The sequence below is a fragment of the Neisseria leonii genome, from assembly GCF_028776105.2.
Taxonomy (GTDB): Bacteria; Pseudomonadota; Gammaproteobacteria; order Burkholderiales; family Neisseriaceae; genus Neisseria; species Neisseria leonii.
The window spans coordinates 1,169,233-1,184,201 of the sequence record NZ_CP145606.1; the positions used below are offsets into that span (position 1 = coordinate 1,169,233).

The 14,969-nt window shown below is 59.9% G+C and carries 18 protein-coding genes; 7 read left to right on the forward strand and 11 right to left on the reverse strand.

Annotation, left to right across the window (positions count from 1 at the left end; genetic code table 11):
- Positions 1–65 precede the first annotated feature (65 nt).
- Together ORY85_RS05585 and ORY85_RS05590 are read right to left on the reverse strand one after the other, a co-directional pair.
- Entirely contained in the window at positions 66–356 is a 291-nt protein-coding gene (locus ORY85_RS05585) for an AzlD family protein (RefSeq protein ID WP_274572036.1), read from the reverse strand.
- The gene (locus ORY85_RS05590) at positions 353–1,054 is read right to left on the reverse strand and encodes an AzlC family ABC transporter permease (RefSeq protein ID WP_274572037.1); all 702 of its coding nucleotides are present in this window, start codon (positions 1,052–1,054) and stop codon (positions 353–355) included. Before ORY85_RS05590 ends, ORY85_RS05585 begins: the two co-directional genes overlap by 4 nt.
- Before the next feature lie 274 nt (positions 1,055–1,328).
- Here ORY85_RS05590 and uvrC point away from each other — a divergent pair, with 274 nt between their 5' ends.
- The 4 genes from uvrC to ORY85_RS05610 all read left to right on the forward strand — a co-directional run bounded on the left by uvrC (position 1,329) and on the right by ORY85_RS05610 (position 5,364).
- A complete protein-coding gene (gene uvrC, locus ORY85_RS05595) occupies positions 1,329–3,164 on the forward strand; it encodes an excinuclease ABC subunit UvrC (RefSeq protein WP_274572038.1) in 1,836 nt (611 codons plus the stop codon).
- A gap of 447 nt (positions 3,165–3,611) precedes the next feature.
- Entirely contained in the window at positions 3,612–4,058 is a 447-nt protein-coding gene (locus ORY85_RS05600) for a hypothetical protein (protein ID WP_274572039.1), read from the forward strand.
- A gap of 15 nt (positions 4,059–4,073) precedes the next feature.
- Positions 4,074–4,649, forward strand: coding sequence for a D-glycero-beta-D-manno-heptose 1,7-bisphosphate 7-phosphatase (gene gmhB / locus ORY85_RS05605; protein ID WP_274572040.1), 576 nt, complete (start codon positions 4,074–4,076; stop codon positions 4,647–4,649).
- The gene (locus ORY85_RS05610; RefSeq protein ID WP_274572041.1) at positions 4,633–5,364 is read left to right on the forward strand and encodes a 1-acyl-sn-glycerol-3-phosphate acyltransferase; all 732 of its coding nucleotides are present in this window, start codon (positions 4,633–4,635) and stop codon (positions 5,362–5,364) included. The genes gmhB and ORY85_RS05610 overlap by 17 nt, the downstream gene beginning before the upstream one ends.
- Before the next feature lie 512 nt (positions 5,365–5,876).
- Here ORY85_RS05610 and ORY85_RS05615 read toward each other — a convergent pair.
- From ORY85_RS05615 to ORY85_RS05655, 9 genes are all read right to left on the reverse strand, one after another.
- On the reverse strand, positions 5,877–6,599 hold the full coding sequence (locus ORY85_RS05615; RefSeq protein WP_274572136.1) for an SDR family oxidoreductase: 723 nt from the start codon (positions 6,597–6,599) through the stop codon (positions 5,877–5,879).
- Positions 6,600–6,612: 13 nt separating this feature from the next.
- Entirely contained in the window at positions 6,613–7,905 is a 1,293-nt protein-coding gene (gene hpnE / locus ORY85_RS05620) for a hydroxysqualene dehydroxylase HpnE (protein ID WP_274572042.1), read from the reverse strand.
- Complete coding sequence (hpnD, locus tag ORY85_RS05625; RefSeq protein ID WP_274572043.1) at positions 7,902–8,750, reverse strand: presqualene diphosphate synthase HpnD; 849 nt, start codon at positions 8,748–8,750, stop codon at positions 7,902–7,904. Before hpnD ends, hpnE begins: the two co-directional genes overlap by 4 nt.
- A 115-nt stretch (positions 8,751–8,865) precedes the next feature.
- Positions 8,866–9,423 (reverse strand): hypothetical protein, encoded by a 558-nt coding sequence (locus ORY85_RS05630; RefSeq protein ID WP_274572044.1) that lies wholly within the window; start codon positions 9,421–9,423, stop codon positions 8,866–8,868.
- A 437-nt stretch (positions 9,424–9,860) separates the two neighbouring features.
- Positions 9,861–10,274, reverse strand: a complete 414-nt coding sequence (locus ORY85_RS05635) for a prepilin-type N-terminal cleavage/methylation domain-containing protein (RefSeq protein ID WP_274572045.1) — start codon at positions 10,272–10,274, stop codon at positions 9,861–9,863.
- A 4-nt stretch (positions 10,275–10,278) separates the two neighbouring features.
- On the reverse strand, positions 10,279–10,764 hold the full coding sequence (locus ORY85_RS05640) for a pilus assembly protein (RefSeq protein ID WP_274572046.1): 486 nt from the start codon (positions 10,762–10,764) through the stop codon (positions 10,279–10,281).
- Positions 10,752–11,597 carry a hypothetical protein gene (locus ORY85_RS05645; protein ID WP_274572047.1) on the reverse strand — a complete coding sequence of 282 codons (846 nt, stop codon included), beginning with the start codon at positions 11,595–11,597 and terminating at the stop codon, positions 10,752–10,754. The genes ORY85_RS05640 and ORY85_RS05645 overlap by 13 nt, the downstream gene beginning before the upstream one ends.
- A complete protein-coding gene (locus tag ORY85_RS05650; RefSeq protein WP_274572048.1) occupies positions 11,546–12,124 on the reverse strand; it encodes a hypothetical protein in 579 nt (192 codons plus the stop codon). The genes ORY85_RS05645 and ORY85_RS05650 overlap by 52 nt, the downstream gene beginning before the upstream one ends.
- Positions 12,121–12,699 (reverse strand): GspH/FimT family pseudopilin, encoded by a 579-nt coding sequence (locus ORY85_RS05655; protein WP_274572049.1) that lies wholly within the window; start codon positions 12,697–12,699, stop codon positions 12,121–12,123. The genes ORY85_RS05650 and ORY85_RS05655 overlap by 4 nt, the downstream gene beginning before the upstream one ends.
- 212 nt (positions 12,700–12,911) lie before the next feature.
- Here ORY85_RS05655 and ORY85_RS05660 point away from each other — a divergent pair, with 212 nt between their 5' ends.
- Genes ORY85_RS05660 through trxB form a run of 3 tightly spaced genes read left to right on the forward strand, consistent with a single transcriptional unit; the run spans position 12,912 to position 14,899 of the window.
- Complete coding sequence (locus ORY85_RS05660; protein ID WP_274572051.1) at positions 12,912–13,493, forward strand: hypothetical protein; 582 nt, start codon at positions 12,912–12,914, stop codon at positions 13,491–13,493.
- Between the two features lie 30 nt (positions 13,494–13,523).
- Complete coding sequence (locus ORY85_RS05665; RefSeq protein WP_338577770.1) at positions 13,524–13,955, forward strand: hypothetical protein; 432 nt, start codon at positions 13,524–13,526, stop codon at positions 13,953–13,955.
- Complete coding sequence (gene trxB / locus ORY85_RS05670) at positions 13,952–14,899, forward strand: thioredoxin-disulfide reductase (RefSeq protein WP_274572054.1); 948 nt, start codon at positions 13,952–13,954, stop codon at positions 14,897–14,899. Before ORY85_RS05665 ends, trxB begins: the two co-directional genes overlap by 4 nt.
- Positions 14,900–14,969: the final 70 nt, after the last annotated feature.

The window sequence follows — 14,969 nt, forward strand, 5'->3', positions numbered from 1 at the left end:
TGCCGCCGTTTAAATTTCGACTGACTGCTCTACACCGCACACAGTATGACCTGCCCGCCAGACCTTTAAAGCCAATGCCTGAACAGCGCAGCCGATGCCACAGCAATCAGCACCGTCGGCAACAGCGGAAAACGCAGCACCGCCAGTACAGTCACGCCCGCAGCCAGCATATCGGCAGGCTTGCCCGACACCAGCACCGGCGCGATCACGGAAACCAGCACACACCCGGGCACTGCTTCCAACACCCGCAGCATACGCGGCCCCCACTGCCGCCGCCCCAGCAGCAGATACGGTATCGCACGGGTCAGATAAGTGGTCAGCGCCATCAGCACAATCGTGACCAAGGCGGCCGTCATACTTTTTCCCTACACCAGAAAGCGGCCAGCATCCCCGATACTGCACCGCCTGCCACATACCATGCCCCGTCGAAGGCGTGGTACATACCTCCCGCCACCGCCAAACTCACCAGCCACGGTATAGCAGGGAGGATACCGCGCCACATACCTTTGAGCAGCACCAGAAACACCGCCGTAAACGCCATATCGAAACCGTATGCGTCCAAATCACCGAGCAGCGGCCCCGACAACGCCCCCGCCGCCGTAAACACCACCCATGCCAGATACAGATGGCACGACACACCGAAATAATACGGCAGGTTCAATTGCGTCCTGTGGTGGCGGCGCGCCTCGGCAATCCCCATCGCCCAAGCCTCGTCGCACATAAAATACAGCGCAGCCAGAGCCTGCTTGCGCGGCACCCCTGCAAGCAGCGGGCTGAACGCCAGACTCATCACCAAGTGGCGGCTGTTTACCAGTACCGACATCAGCACCACCAAACCGATATTGACCGGATTACCCCACAAACTGACGGCGGCAAACTCCGAACCGCCGGCAAAATTGGTTCCCGTCATCAGCGGCACCTGCCAGACCGCCATGCCGCTTTTGACACCCGATGCACCCAACACCAGCGCAAACGGCACCAAGCCCAATATCACCGGCACGGCTTCTTTCATGCCGCGCCAAAACTCCGGCCGCATTGCGGCAGCATTCTGCATGACTGTTTCTCCTGACTGCTCCGATACAGCAGGCCGTCTGAAACGGGTACAGCGGGTATCCGCAAAGCAAAAACAGGCCACTGCGGCCGTTTCCGTCAAATGCAAACCGCCCGCAAAAACGGGAAACAGCCGTTTCAGACGGCCAGCCTTGCAAATATTAACAGAAACCGCCAACCGGCAAAACCGCCCGATGCACGCACGGCGGCAAGCTGGTATCATCGTGTTTTTTCATCATGCCCGGCCTGTTTCAGGCCGTCTGAAAAAGCCCTGAACCGTGTCTGAACCTTTCGACCTTGCCGTTTTCCTGAAAAACCTGCCCACCCTGCCCGGCGTGTACCGTATGCTGGGCAAAGACGGGCAGGTGCTTTACGTGGGCAAAGCCGTGAACCTGAAACGGCGCGTGTCGAGCTATTTTCAAAAAAACGACCACTCGCCGCGCATCACGCTGATGGTGAAACAGGTGCATTCGGTGGAAACCACCGTTACCCGTTCCGAAGCCGAAGCGCTGATTCTCGAAAACAATTTCATCAAAGCCCTGTCGCCCAAATACAATATCCTGTTCCGCGACGACAAAACCTATCCCTATCTGATGCTCAGCGGCCACACTTTCCCGCAAATGGCCTATTACCGCGGACCGCTCAAAAAGCCGAACCAATATTTCGGCCCCTACCCCAACGGCTGCGCCGTGCGCGACAGCATTCAGATTTTGCAGAAAGTATTCCGCCTGCGCACCTGCGAAGACAGCGTCTTCGCCAACCGCGACCGCGCCTGCCTGCTCTACCAAATCCGCCGCTGCTCCGGCCCCTGCACCGGCCACATCAGCGAAGCGGACTATCAGGCCGACGTGCGCGAAGCCGCCGCCTTTCTCAACGGTAAAACCGGCGAACTGACCCAAACCCTGCACCGCAAAATGCAGCAGGCCGCCGAATCGCTCGATTTTGAAGCCGCCGCCCGTTACCGCGACCAGATTCAGGCACTGGGTCTGGTGCAGAGCCGGCAGTTTATCGACAGCAAAAATCCGAATACGCCCAACGACATCGACCTGCTGGCCTTGGCGGTGGAAGGCGGCAGCGTGTGTATCCATTGGGTCAGCATCCGCGGCGGGCGGCACGTGGGCGACAAAAGTTTTTTCCCCGACACCCGCCACGACCCCGAACCGGACGGGCAGGATTACGCCGAAGCCTTTGTCGCGCAGCACTATCTGGGCAAAGCCAAACCCGATGTCGTTATCAGCAATTTCACCCTGCCCGAAGTCGTTCAGACGGCCTTAATCCAAGAACACGGCAAACCGATCCAATTTGTCGCCAAAACCGTCGGCGAACGCAGGGTATGGCTGAAAATGGCCGAACAGAACGCCAAACTCGCCATCGCCCAACACCGCCTGCAACATGACAGCCGCCAAAACCGCATCGAAGACTTGGCGCGCGTGCTGGAAATGGAAGCCGACAGCCTGCAACGTCTCGAATGCTTCGACATCAGCCACACACAGGGCGAGGCCACCGTCGCTTCCTGCGTGGTGTACGACGAACACAATATCCAGCCCCCGCAATACCGCCGCTACAACATCACCGGCATCACAGCAGGCGACGACTACGCCGCCATGCGCGAAGTGCTCACCCGCCGCTACGGCAAAATGGCCGAAGCCCAAGCCGCCGGCGAAACCGTCCGCTGGCCCGATGCCGTCTTAATCGACGGCGGCAAAGGCCAAATCGGCGTGGCCGTGGACGTATGGGCGCAATTGGGGCTGACCATTCCGCTGGTCGGCATCGCCAAGGGCGTGGAACGCAAAGCCGGGCTGGAAGAGCTGATTCTGCCCTTTTCCGGCCGCACCTTCCGCCTGCCGCCGCACAGCCCCGCCCTGCACCTTTTGCAAACCGTACGCGACGAAGCCCACCGCTTCGCCATCACCGGCCACCGCAAAAAACGCGACAAAGCGCGTGTTACCTCGTCGCTGAACGACATTCCCGGCATCGGCAGCAAACGCCGCCAAGCCCTGCTCGCCCGTTTCGGCGGCCTGCGCGGCGTGGCCGCCGCCGGTGTGGAAGAATTGGCACAGGTGGAAGGCATCAGCCGCACACTGGCCGAAAAAATCTACCACAGCCTGCATTGACACCGGGCCGTCTGAAACGGCAGCGGGCGGTTTTCACACCGCAGATACTGCGCCGCGTTTCGTTTCCCCGCCCGCAGAACCGGTTTTATTCCGTTCCCGCGCCGCTGAAATGACCAGTGTCGGTTTTTCTCCGCAGAAACCCGCTGCGTCCTCATGCAGGTCGGATACCTGTATCCGACAAAAACCATTTCGCCCGTTTTAGCTGATGCAGAACCCCGCCTGCGTGTTTTAGCTTCACAAACCCGCTGTGTTCTCATGTAGGTCGGATACTCGTATCCGACAAAAGCAATTCGCTCATTTTAGCTCCGCAAACCCACTGTGATGGGTTTTAACCCGCTGCACCCTTTTTAGCTTTGCAGAAACGGTGCCCGCACCGTTTTCAGACGGCCTGTTTTGCAAATGGCCCGTTACCGTTATAATTCCCGCTCGACGACCCGGACAACCGCCATGCTCTACGACCATATTTCTTTTCATTTGGACGAACACTATCCGTCCGGCCTGCCCGAGTGCCATGCCGCACACCATATCGGCTATTACTACGCTTGGGCGGTGTCGCAAAATCTGCACAGCGAAGCGGCCGCCGCGCTGGACGGTTTCGCCTATATGCAGAGCGGGCGCATTTCCGGTGCCGCTTTCGTTCTCGAACGGCTCAACGGCGGTATCGACACCGCCTGTTTCAACGACTTGGGCAACCGCTTCACCCGCTATTACTATGCCGACGAAGACGAAGGCTACGGCCATTTTATGACCGATTATTTCGCCGCGCTGGGGCTGGAAACGCAGAACGATTTCTACCGCACGCCCGACAACGCCGCCTGCCGGCAGCGTCTCGACGCCGTTTTTCAGACGGCCTTCGACCGCTGGCAGGCCACGCTGATGCCGTCTGAACGCTGAATACGGAAAACTGCCATGAAACTGATTATTCTCGACCGCGACGGTGTCATCAACCAAGACCGGGACGATTTCGTCAAATCGGCCGATGAGTGGGTGCCGATAGAAGGCAGCATGGATGCCGTCGCCTTTCTCACGCAGGCCGGTTACACACTGGCCGTCGCTACCAACCAGTCGGGCATCGGACGGGGCTATTTCTCCATGCAGGAATTGACCGAAATGCACAATAAAATGCACAAGCTCGTCCAGCAGGCAGGCGGCCACATCGACGGCATCTGGTTCTGCCCGCACACAGGCGAATCGGGCTGCACCTGCCGTAAACCCGCCCCCGGCATGGTGGAAGACATCATCGCCCGCTTCAACGCCCGTGCCGAAACGGTTTATATGGTGGGCGACAGTCTGCGCGATTTGCAGGCTGTCGAAACTGTGGGCGGCAAACCCATTCTCGTGCTGACCGGCAAAGGCAAGAAAACCTTGTCCCGGCACGGCGACGAACTGCCCGAGCACACCCAAATCTTCGACAGTCTGCTCGCCTTTGCCCAACACCTGATTCAAGAACACCGCACGGAAGCCGACCATGCTGCTGATTCGTAACCTGATTTACTGGCTGATTCTGGTATTCAGCCTGATTCTCCTGTTTCCCTTTCTGATGGCGGGCGCACTGTTTCCCAACGGCATCCGCCGCGTGGCGCACTGCTGGGTACAGATTCTGATGTGGTCGCTCGAACACGTCATCGGCCTCAAATACCGCATCAGCGGTGCCGAAAACATTCCCGACCGCCCCACCATCGTCTGCGCCAAACACCAAAGCGGCTGGGAAACCCTCGCCTCACAAGTCATCTTCCCGCCGCTGGTTTTCGTCGCCAAACGCGAACTGTTCAAAATCCCGCTGTTCGGCTGGGGGCTGAAATGGGTCAAAACCATCGGCATCGACCGCACCAGTCTGCACGCCTCCGAACAGCTGCTCCGGCAGGGTCTGGCACGCAAAAGCGAGGGTTTCTGGATTGTGATTTTCCCCGAAGGCACCCGTGTTCCGCCCGGCAGCCGCGGCCGCTACAAGCCCGGTGCCGCGCGCATGGCCAAACTGTTTGAAATGGATCTGCTGCCTGTCGCACTCAACAGCGGCGAATTCTGGCCGCGCAACTCCTTTCTGAAATACCCCGGCACCATCGATGTCGTCATCGGCCCGCCGGTTGCCCACCAAAGCGGCAACGAAGCCGAGTTGACCGCCGCCTGCGAAAACTGGATCGAATCGCAGCAGGAAATCATCAACGGCCGCGGCCCCTGCTACCCGCGCCGCAGCGCATAAAGCAAAAACGCCTGCCGCAAACCGCGGCAGGCATTGGCAAAATCCGTCAGTCAAACCCGAGGCCGTCTGAAAACCCCGTTTCAGACGGCCTGTGTCTGTCTACTCCCCCGTGCATCACCCCGACGCAGGACGGATACTCCGTATCCGACATCTCCACGTTACCGCTCATGTCGGATTCAAGAATCCGACCTACGCAAAGGCAGCTGCCCGAAACAGTATCCGTACTGTTTTGATTTCGCGCGGCAGGCCGTCTGAAAACGGCTAAAACAGGTAGGTCGGATACTCCGTATCCGACATTTTCCACGCTCCCGCACTGTCGGATTCAAGAATCCGGCCTACTGTTCCGAATCCAATCTATCCGAATAAGAAAGAGTCGGATACCGGTATCCGACCTGCTACTTTCTATGGGACAGTGCGTGCCGCAACCGACAAACGTAGGTAGGACTCTATATCCGACATTATCCACACTCCCGCACTGTCGGATTCAAGAATCCGACCTACCATTTTCAGACTTACAGATACACAATCTCGCCGCTGCGTCCCCTGCTTTCCGCACCTGCCCAATAGACAAACTGCGGCATGATGTCGTCCAGACTGCGGCGTTCCGCCGACGACTCGCCCGGGTGGGTTTTTTCGCGCTGCGGCGAATTGACCGCACCGGGAACCAGAACATTGGCACGCAGATTGTCGAAACGGCTCCATTCGTCGGCCGCCACGCCGCACAGGTAATTGAGTGCCGCTTTGGACGCGCCGAAGCCGCCCCAATAGGCCTGCGGTTTTTCGCTGTGGCTCTCGCCGACGAACAACACTGACGCATCGGGCGAATTTTTCAGCAGCGGCAGCAGGGCACGGGTCAGTCCCATCGGCGCGACGGTGTTGATGCGGTATTGGTTGACCCATTCGGCCACGGTTTGAAAATCCAGCGGCGAGAGGGCGTAAAAATAGGAAGCGCAATGCACAATACCGTCCAAACGGCTGCCTGCGGATTCGGCCAAGGTTTCGGCCAGTTGGGCAAATTCCTTTTCTTCTGCTGTCAAAAGGTCCAGACAGACGGCAAACGGCTCGGGGCCGCCCGCCGCTGCAATTTCGTCATACACGCTTTCCAGTTTTTTGCGGCTGCGTCCCACCAGCACCACCGTCGCGCCTTCCTGCGCATAGGTTTTGGCCACGCGCGCGCCCACGCCCTGTGAAGCGCCGGTAACCAAAATGGTGCGTCCCTGCAATTTTCCCGACATCATTATCTCCTGTTTACATTCCGTATTCGTCAATCATCATTTCGGCGGCGGCGCGCCCGCTCTGCACGGCGGCTTCCAGCGTGGCCGGATAGCGCGGGTGCAGCCAGTCGCCCGCCGGATAAATCCCCTGCCGGTGCAGCCAAGTGCAGTCGGGCAGGCGGCGGCCGGCGGTTGAAGCGGCGGTGGCGCGTTTTTCGGTGATCACGCGCACGGCCTGCGGCTCGGGCAGGTTCGGCACCAGTCTCAACAAATCGCGGTGCGCGGCTGCTGCCCACTGCCGGGTATCGTGCGGCGGCAACCGGTCGGATACGCTGATAACCGCCGCCACTTCTTGCGCCTGCCCTGCCACATCTTCACGCGCAATAAACCACTGCACCGTTGCGTCGGCCAAGCCGGTCATCGGCGCGGGCAGCGAAAAGGCACGACCGTAGCGCAGATAAACCGTGGTAATGGCATGATACGCCGTATTCCGCCATGCCGACACCCATTCTTCGGGCATCTCTTCGGGCAGCATCGCCGCGCCGTGATACGGTGCCACGGCCAGCACGACGCCGTCGAACCATTCACCGTCCACCGCCACTTTGCGCCCCACAGCGGTTTTCAGACGGCTTACCCGCTGCGAAAACCGCAAATCCGCCCCCTGTTCACGCAGATAACGCACCGCCGGTTCGGGTACGATGCTGCCCAAATCACTTTGCGGCAGCCAGTATTGCGCCGCATTTTTATCTGCCCAAACGCCGTCCTGCAACACCGCGCGCACAAACTGTATCCCTGCCTGCTCCAAAGGCGTATTGAGCGCGCCCCAAATCAAAGGCTGCCAGAAATCGCGCACTAAAACCGGCGGGCAGCGGCACTCACGCAACCATACCGCTGCTGCCACATCGCGCGTTTCCTTTTTCAGCGCGGCCATTTGGCGCAAAAGCTGCCATTTTTCGTACCAGCCGATGCCGCGCGCGCGGGCAATACCGGCCAGCAGATGCCACGGCGCAGGCAGGTCGGCCGTCTGAAACTGCAAGCCGTCGGCCAGATACCATTGCAGCGGCAGTTGGCGCAGCGTACCGGCCGGGCTGCCGATTTTGTCCATCAGTTCGGCCACGCTGCGGTACGCGCCCATCAAAATATGCTGGCCGTTGTCGAGAAAGCGGAAACCCGCCTGATCGCCCGCCAGCGTACGCGCGCGGCCGCCTGCGGTTCTGCCCGCCTCGAATACAGTCAAATCGGCGCGGCCGCTCAAATACACCGCCGCCGCCAGCCCGCTCCACCCCGCACCGATAACGGCGATTTTCGGTTGCTTTCGCGCGCTCACGGCCGAAATCCGAACAGCCAGGTTTTCAGGGCAATGCGCTTTTTGCGCGCCGAGGGCAGCGCGATTTTGTAGCGCAGCACATTGTGCGCGCCGTCGCGGCGGATTTCGTGCAGCAGCGCGTAATACACCGCCCCCATCACCAAACCGACTTTCTGCCGTTTGCGGTCGGCTTTCGGCAATAGTGCAACGGCTTCGCGGTACACCGCTTCGGCACGCGAAATCTGAAATGCCATCAGGCGGGCAAATGCTTCACTGTCCCGCGCGTTCAAAATATCCGCCGCCGGCACATCAAAACGCTGCAATTCGTCCACCGGCAGATAAATCCGCCCCATGCGTGCATCTTCGCCCACATCGCGGATAATGTTCGTCAGCTGCAAGGCCAGACCGAGTTTTTCGGCATATACCAAAGTTGCCGCATCGGAAAAACCCAAAATACGCGCAATCAGCCGCCCCACCACGCCGGCCACGCAATAGCAATAAGTTTGAAGCGCGGCAAAATCGGCATAGCGCATCTGATTCAAATCCATCTGCATACCGTTGATTAACTCGGCCAGTTCGGCCTCGGGCAGAGCATAATCCGCCGCCACAGTTTTCAAAGCCCGATTGACCGGATGCGCAGGCAGGCCGTCTGAAAAGACAGCAGCCAAATCGGCGCGCCACCATGCCAGCGTCGTCTGCGCCACGCCCGCATCGCGGCAGTCGTCCACCACATCGTCCAGCTCGCGGCAATAAGCGTACAGAACGGCCAGCGCATCACGTTTTTCAGACGGCAGAAAGCGGAAGCCGGATAAAAAGCTCGAACCGCTGGCAGCGGCTTTTTCACGACAATAATCTAAGGGGGTCATTCAGAATGCCTTTTCAGCATCGGTATCGCTCCGGCAAGGGCGGATTGCCGACGCGCTTTTGGTGCAGGCAGCCGGTACACAATCCGCCGCTGCCGCATATCGGGTTTCCAAAGATTCAAACACGTGTGCAGGTCTGCATCACTTCCATGCCGTCCTTGGTCAGTTTGCCGACAAAATTCTGCGCATCCAGCCGGACAATTTCGGCAGAAATTTCCCGCTCATCGAATGCACCCAGCTCACGCAAGGCTTCGGCCTTCAAACCGGCCAGCGCGGGATTACTTTTTTCCAACATCCGCAAAAGGATACGCTCGGACTGACTCTCGGCAGGCAGCATCCACACTTTCGGCTTAGCAACCTGCTGCTCGAAATAATGCCCGCCGTCAATACGCCATCTGCTTTGATTTTCCTGCATAAACCGCCATACCGCACCTTCGCCCAACGCAATAGTAATCAAGGATTGTCCCTCGGCAGTACCGTCGCGGCGGAACAGGGCATCGGTTCGGATCAGCGCATTGGGCAGAGAGGCTTCACACTGCCATTTTCCGGCCAGCAGTTCCGCACGCTGCGGCAGAGAGGCTTGAACAGGCGGACTGTCCGCACGCTGCGGCGGTACGGTTTGGGCACAACCGGCCAAAGCCGTGAAACATACGATAGCGCAAATTTTCTTTTTCATCGGGATCATTCTCAACATAAAGGCAACCCGCAGGCCGTCTGAAAACGGTGCGCGGCACTGTTTCTGCGAAGCTAAAACGAACGCAGCGGGTAAAACAAGCACAGCGGGTTTCTGCGGGGCTAAAACGAATGAAACTGTTTTTGTCGGATACAAGTATCCGACCTACATGGGCTAAAACGCATGAGTCGGATACAAGTATCCGACCTACACGGGAGTTTCTGCGAAACCAACAAGTGCAACAAGGTCAGCAAACCAACGCGCCCAACGGTTTTGCAACCACTAAACAGACAAGACGTTTCGCACCGCCCGACCACTGCCGCAACCGTATCAATTGGGGCATACGCGCCCCTCCTGCCCGAATGCGGACAAACAGAACCTGCCTCAAAGCGGCAGAAAGTAGCGGATTGTACCGTATTTTCAGACGGCCACAAATCAGGCTAAAACCGGCTGCACGCCGTTTCGTCATGATTTTGCGCCGCCTGCGCCTGCGTACACCAATACACGCCGCGCGACACTTCCGCCCAAGCCGCGCGCGCTGCCGCACGGTCGGGCAATGCGGTCAGATAAACCGTCCCGCCCTCCACTTGGAGCGAAAAACGGTAGCCCCCGCCCTGATCGGGATAGGCCGCCAGCAGGGTCTGCAAACGGCCGTTGTCCCACGGTTCAGACGGCCTTTTCAGATTTTCCGCCTCGATGTCGCCCAGAAGCTGCCACAACAGTGTCTGCACCGCCGCTTCGGCGGCTTCGGCACGGCTGTGCTGCCACGAGTGTACGGCCACCCCCGCCAGCAGCGCGGCCAAAACCAGCACCACCGCCATTTCCATCAAACCGAATCCCGACTGCCGCTTCATTCCGTTACTCCCATGCCGCATGGCTTTGCAGCGTTACCGCCGTATTCGGGTGCGCGCCCCACGCGCGTACGGTGATGCGGAAGATTTCCGCCCCGTCCTGCGTGCCCAAATACTCAATCAGATAACGCGGCGGTTTGGCCGTTTTGCCGCGTACCGCCACTTTTACCCCCCATGTTTCCAGACAGGGCCGTCTGCCGCATTCCCTCAGCCAAACCGCCGTCCTGCCGGGCAGGCACAAACCGTTCGGACAGTTTTCGCCGAAGCGTGCCAATGCGGCTTCATCGGCCAGTTTTTCCCGGACAATGCGCGTCTCGGCGGCGGCCAAAGCCGTTTCAGCCGCCTGCAATGCCCATTGGCGGTCGGCATCGAGACGGTAACGCTGCTGCGCGCCGAAGTAAAACTGTACCGCCGCCCACACCAGCAGGCTCACGCCGAGCAATACCACCAGCGTAAACAGCAGCACCCAGCCTTTTTCGTTCACGCCGCGCATCGTCCGCCCCCGCGCACCGCTACCGTGCCGCCGTGCGTCTGCATTTCGCCGTCTCCCTTATCCAGACGGACTTCAAACAGCAGCCATGCCGCCGCTCCCGCCTGTTCCGCCGTCTGCCGCCAGCCGGTTACGCGGCCGTTTTCGCACAGCGGATAGCCCGCCTGCCACCGCCAGCTTTTCACGCCGGGCAGAATCAGCCGCGCGCCGCCCTCGTTCTGCCAACGGTACAGACCGTCCGAACCGAGGCCGTAAACAATGCGGTTGCGGCGCAGCAGCAGCGTTTTGCCGTCTGCCTGTGTGCCGGGCGGTGCGGCGGCAGTGCGCTCCAAGCCGCCCGTCCGGTTTTGCCACTGCGGCGCAGGCTCCGACCGCAAACCGGCGCAATCTGCCGCCAGCCACTCGCCGCCCTCGGCCAATGCACTGCCGTCGGCGGCCGAAGTCTGCCAATTCTGTCCGTCAAAGCGCGCACTGCCGCTGCCGTAAGCCAGTTGCAGCACATTGCCCGACAAATCCGTTATGCCGTCTGAAAACCCGTTTTCGGCCGCCCATTGCGGTTCGGCATAAAAGCAGCCGAAACTGCCCGCCTGCCGCACATCGTCGGCCAGCTGCCGCCACAAATCATGCAGCGGCTGCCGGTACTGCAACACGGCGGCGGCGGCCCGGTTCAGGCGTGCTGCCGTTGTATATGTGGAAGCGGCAGCCGCCACCAAAAGCGCGCCCAAGGCTGCCGCCAGCAGCACGTCAATCAAACCGAACCCCGCCTGATCCCGCATACGCCCCCCTACTGCGCCACACCCGCCTGATGGCTGTACCACGGCCGCTGTGCCGACCATACCCCGCCCGCCTGCCACACCACTTTGACCGTCCAGGCACCGCGCCCGTTGCAGACGAAATCCACCCTGCCGCCCGTGATCTGCACCGGTGCGGCGCGGTCGTCGCGGCAGACTGTCCACGCCGTCTGTACCGGCAACGCTGCCAAGGCCGTCTGAAAACGGCATAAATGGAACGCCGCCCAATCCTGCGCCTGCCACGATTGCGGCCAGCTGTCGCAAGCGGCGGCGGGCAGCGTTGCGCCAAATACCGCCGCGCCTTCGGGCAGGTCGGCCGCCGCCGTCATCGCTTCATACAGATGCTGCACTTCACTCACCACCGCAGCCTGGACGGCTGCCGTCCGCGCCGCGCCCGCAGCCCGTGCCTGAACCGCCAGCCAGGCCGCCACACCCAATGCCAACAGCAGGGCAGCCACCATCACTTCCACCAAGCCCGAACCGCACTGTCCCCTGCCGCCCCATTCTGTCTGCCGCACCGGTGCTGCCCCATAGGCCGAAACCGTTTGATGCCCCTCCGCCGTCCGTTTCACAATTCCTCCTGTGCACACGCCGCCGAAACCGAACCGCCCGCATCCAACCAAACCACCGTACTGCGCGTCCCGGCGGCCAAATGCAGCCGTATCAGGCCGTCTGAAAACCGCGCGCCATTGGTTTTCCCCGCCGCCCATGCCGCCCACACCAAACGCCCGTCGGGCAAAAAAGCCGGCATCCGCGCGCCGTCGTCCAAAGGGCGGCAGGAGCTTGAAAACGGCCGCAGCGAAAACTCTTCTACACCCTGCAGGAAAGCCACACTGCGCAGGGCAATATCGGTACCCCGGCGGTAGAAACCGTCGGCATCGCTGTCCGCCCACGACGCCAAGCCCTGCAAACGGTATGCCGGACGACAATACGCATTCGGATTACCGTCGCTGCGGATCTGTACGGGACAGACATACACCGGCAGATTCAGCCGCACCGCTTCGCTGCGCGCCGACGAGAGCAGCAACACCGTCTGCTGCGCCGCCGTTTCCAAACGCCGCTGTACCGCCCAGCCCGATAAGCCCGGCCATGCCGCCGCCAGCAAAACCGCCGCAACCGCCCACGCCGCCAGCCATTGCGGCAACATAAAACCCGCCTGCCTGCCGTTCATCACACCGCCCTTATGCCGACATCATTTTATGCATTATAAATATTTTTAACCCTTCTGCCACACGCTTTCACTATCGCCGCCATAAAATAGCCAAATCCGGTTTTCAGACGGCCTTTTTACAGGCTACAATGCTTGAAAATCCGCAAACCGCCGCTATCTGCGGCGCATCTTTCGCATAAGGAAACCCGATGAAATACACGCCCGCCATACTCGCCGCCGCCCTGCTGCTGGCCGCCTGCGGCGACAACCGACAGGCGCAGCTCGAAGCGCAGCTGAAAGCCCAGCAGGAACAGATCGCCCAACAGCAGGCACAACTTCAAGCCCTGCAAAACGGTGCCGCCCAAGATCAAACCGTTTACCAGCTGCAACCTGAAGCGGTCAACGAAACCCTGTCCGCCCAAGCGCAGGAACAGGGTAAAAACGGCGCAGTCGTTACCGGCAACGACGGCCAGCAGTATATGTACGACCCCTCGACCGGCTCTTGGCTGCTGCAAAGCCTGATCGGCGCGGCGGCCGGTGCCTTTATCGGCAATGCGCTGGCCAACAAATTCGCCAAAGCCCCGGCCGGCAGCCCCGCCGCCCAACAGGTGCGCACCCAATACGCGCAGCAGTACCGGGGCCGCACCGCGCAAGCCCCCGCTACCCTCTCCCCGCGCCAGCAGGCCGCACAAAATGCCCGCCAGCCGCAGTACCGCCCAACCCAACAGGCGCAGCCCAACTACAAACAGCCGCGCCGCAGCGGCTTCGGTTTCGGCAAACGCCGCCGCTGATACACGACAGGCCGTCTGAAAACGAACGAAGTGAGTTTCTGCGAAGCTAAAACGAACGAAGTGAGTTTCTGCGAAGCTAAAACGAACGAAGTGAGTTTCTGCGAAGCTAAAACGAACGAAGTGAGTTTCTGCGAAGCTAAAACGAACGAAGTGAGTTTCTGCGAAGCTAAAACGAACGAAGCGAGTTTCTGCGAAGCTAAAACGAATGAAGCGAGTTTCTGCGAAGCTAAAACGAACGAAGTGAGTTTCTGCGAAGCTAAACGAACGCCGTGGATTCCTGCGAAACCCAAAAACGGGCAAAGCGGGTTGCTGCGGAGCGAAAACAAGCGGCGTGGATTTTGTGAAGCTAAAACAGCACAGTGGGTTTCTGCGAAGCCGAAACACCGCTGTCCCGTTTCAGACGGCCTGAGATACGCTTTCTATTTTTCATTATCCTCTGACAGGAAAAAGGATTTCCCATGAGCCAACACCACCGCCTGATTATTCTCGGCTCCGGCCCCGCCGGTTACACCGCTGCCGTTTACGCTGCCCGCGCCAATCTCGAACCGGTCATCATCACCGGTCTGGCACAAGGCGGCCAATTGATGACCACCACCGAAGTGGACAATTGGCCGGCCGATGCCGACGGCGTGCAGGGCCCCGAACTGATGGCACGCTTCCAAGCCCATGCCGAACGTTTCGGCACCCAAATGATTTTCGACCATATCCACACCGCCCAATTGCAGCAACGCCCGTTCAGGCTCACCGGCGATATGGGCGAATACACCTGCGACGCACTGATTATCGCCACCGGTGCATCGGCCAAATATCTCGGCCTGCCCGCCGAAGAACAATTTGCCGGACGCGGCGTTTCCGCCTGTGCCACCTGCGACGGTTTCTTCTATAAAAACCAAGATGTCGCCGTGGTCGGCGGCGGCAATACCGCCGTGGAAGAAGCACTCTATCTGGCCAACATCGCCAACACGGTTACCCTGATCCACCGCCGCGACACTTTCCGTGCGGAAAAAATCATGGTCGATAAACTGATGAAGCGCGTGGAAGAAGGCAAAATCGTCCTGAAACTGAACGCCAATCTGGACGACATCTTGGGCGACGAAAAAGGCGTCAACGGCGCGCGGCTGAAATTCAACGACGGCAGCAGCGAAGACATTGCCGTTCAGGGCGTGTTCATCGCCATCGGCCACAAGCCCAACACCGATATTTTCCAAGGCCAGCTCGATATGGACGAAACCGGTTATCTGAAAACCCGTGGCGGCAGCGGCGACAATGTCGGCCTGACCAATATCGAAGGCGTATGGGCGGCGGGCGACGTGAAAGACCACACCTACCGCCAGGCCATTACCAGCGCGGCTTCCGGCTGTCAGGCGGCACTGGATGCCGAACGCTGGCTGGATGGTCAAAACTAAACCGCCTTCTCAGACAGCAAAAAGGACAAACGCCGCACCGTTTGTCCTTTTTGCTGATTTTAACTTCCCG

Bases quoted from the DNA above. Each gene is read 5' to 3' on its own strand.
- ORY85_RS05585 (WP_274572036.1), bottom strand. From the start codon at position 356: ATGACGGCCGCCTTGGTCACGATTGTGCTGATGGCGCTGACCACTTAT.
- ORY85_RS05590 (WP_274572037.1), bottom strand. From the start codon at position 1,054: ATGCAGAATGCTGCCGCAATGCGGCCGGAGTTTTGGCGCGGCATGAAA.
- ORY85_RS05600 (WP_274572039.1), top strand. From the start codon at position 3,612: ATGCTCTACGACCATATTTCTTTTCATTTGGACGAACACTATCCGTCC.
- gmhB (WP_274572040.1), top strand. From the start codon at position 4,074: ATGAAACTGATTATTCTCGACCGCGACGGTGTCATCAACCAAGACCGG.
- ORY85_RS05610 (WP_274572041.1), top strand. From the start codon at position 4,633: ATGCTGCTGATTCGTAACCTGATTTACTGGCTGATTCTGGTATTCAGC.
- ORY85_RS05615 (WP_274572136.1), bottom strand. From the start codon at position 6,599: ATGTCGGGAAAATTGCAGGGACGCACCATTTTGGTTACCGGCGCTTCA.
- hpnD (WP_274572043.1), bottom strand. From the start codon at position 8,750: ATGACCCCCTTAGATTATTGTCGTGAAAAAGCCGCTGCCAGCGGTTCG.
- ORY85_RS05630 (WP_274572044.1), bottom strand. From the start codon at position 9,423: ATGAAAAAGAAAATTTGCGCTATCGTATGTTTCACGGCTTTGGCCGGT.
- ORY85_RS05635 (WP_274572045.1), bottom strand. From the start codon at position 10,274: ATGAAGCGGCAGTCGGGATTCGGTTTGATGGAAATGGCGGTGGTGCTG.
- ORY85_RS05640 (WP_274572046.1), bottom strand. From the start codon at position 10,764: ATGCGCGGCGTGAACGAAAAAGGCTGGGTGCTGCTGTTTACGCTGGTG.
- ORY85_RS05645 (WP_274572047.1), bottom strand. From the start codon at position 11,597: ATGGTCGGCACAGCGGCCGTGGTACAGCCATCAGGCGGGTGTGGCGCA.
- ORY85_RS05655 (WP_274572049.1), bottom strand. From the start codon at position 12,699: ATGTTGCCGCAATGGCTGGCGGCGTGGGCGGTTGCGGCGGTTTTGCTG.
- ORY85_RS05660 (WP_274572051.1), top strand. From the start codon at position 12,912: ATGAAATACACGCCCGCCATACTCGCCGCCGCCCTGCTGCTGGCCGCC.
- trxB (WP_274572054.1), top strand. From the start codon at position 13,952: ATGAGCCAACACCACCGCCTGATTATTCTCGGCTCCGGCCCCGCCGGT.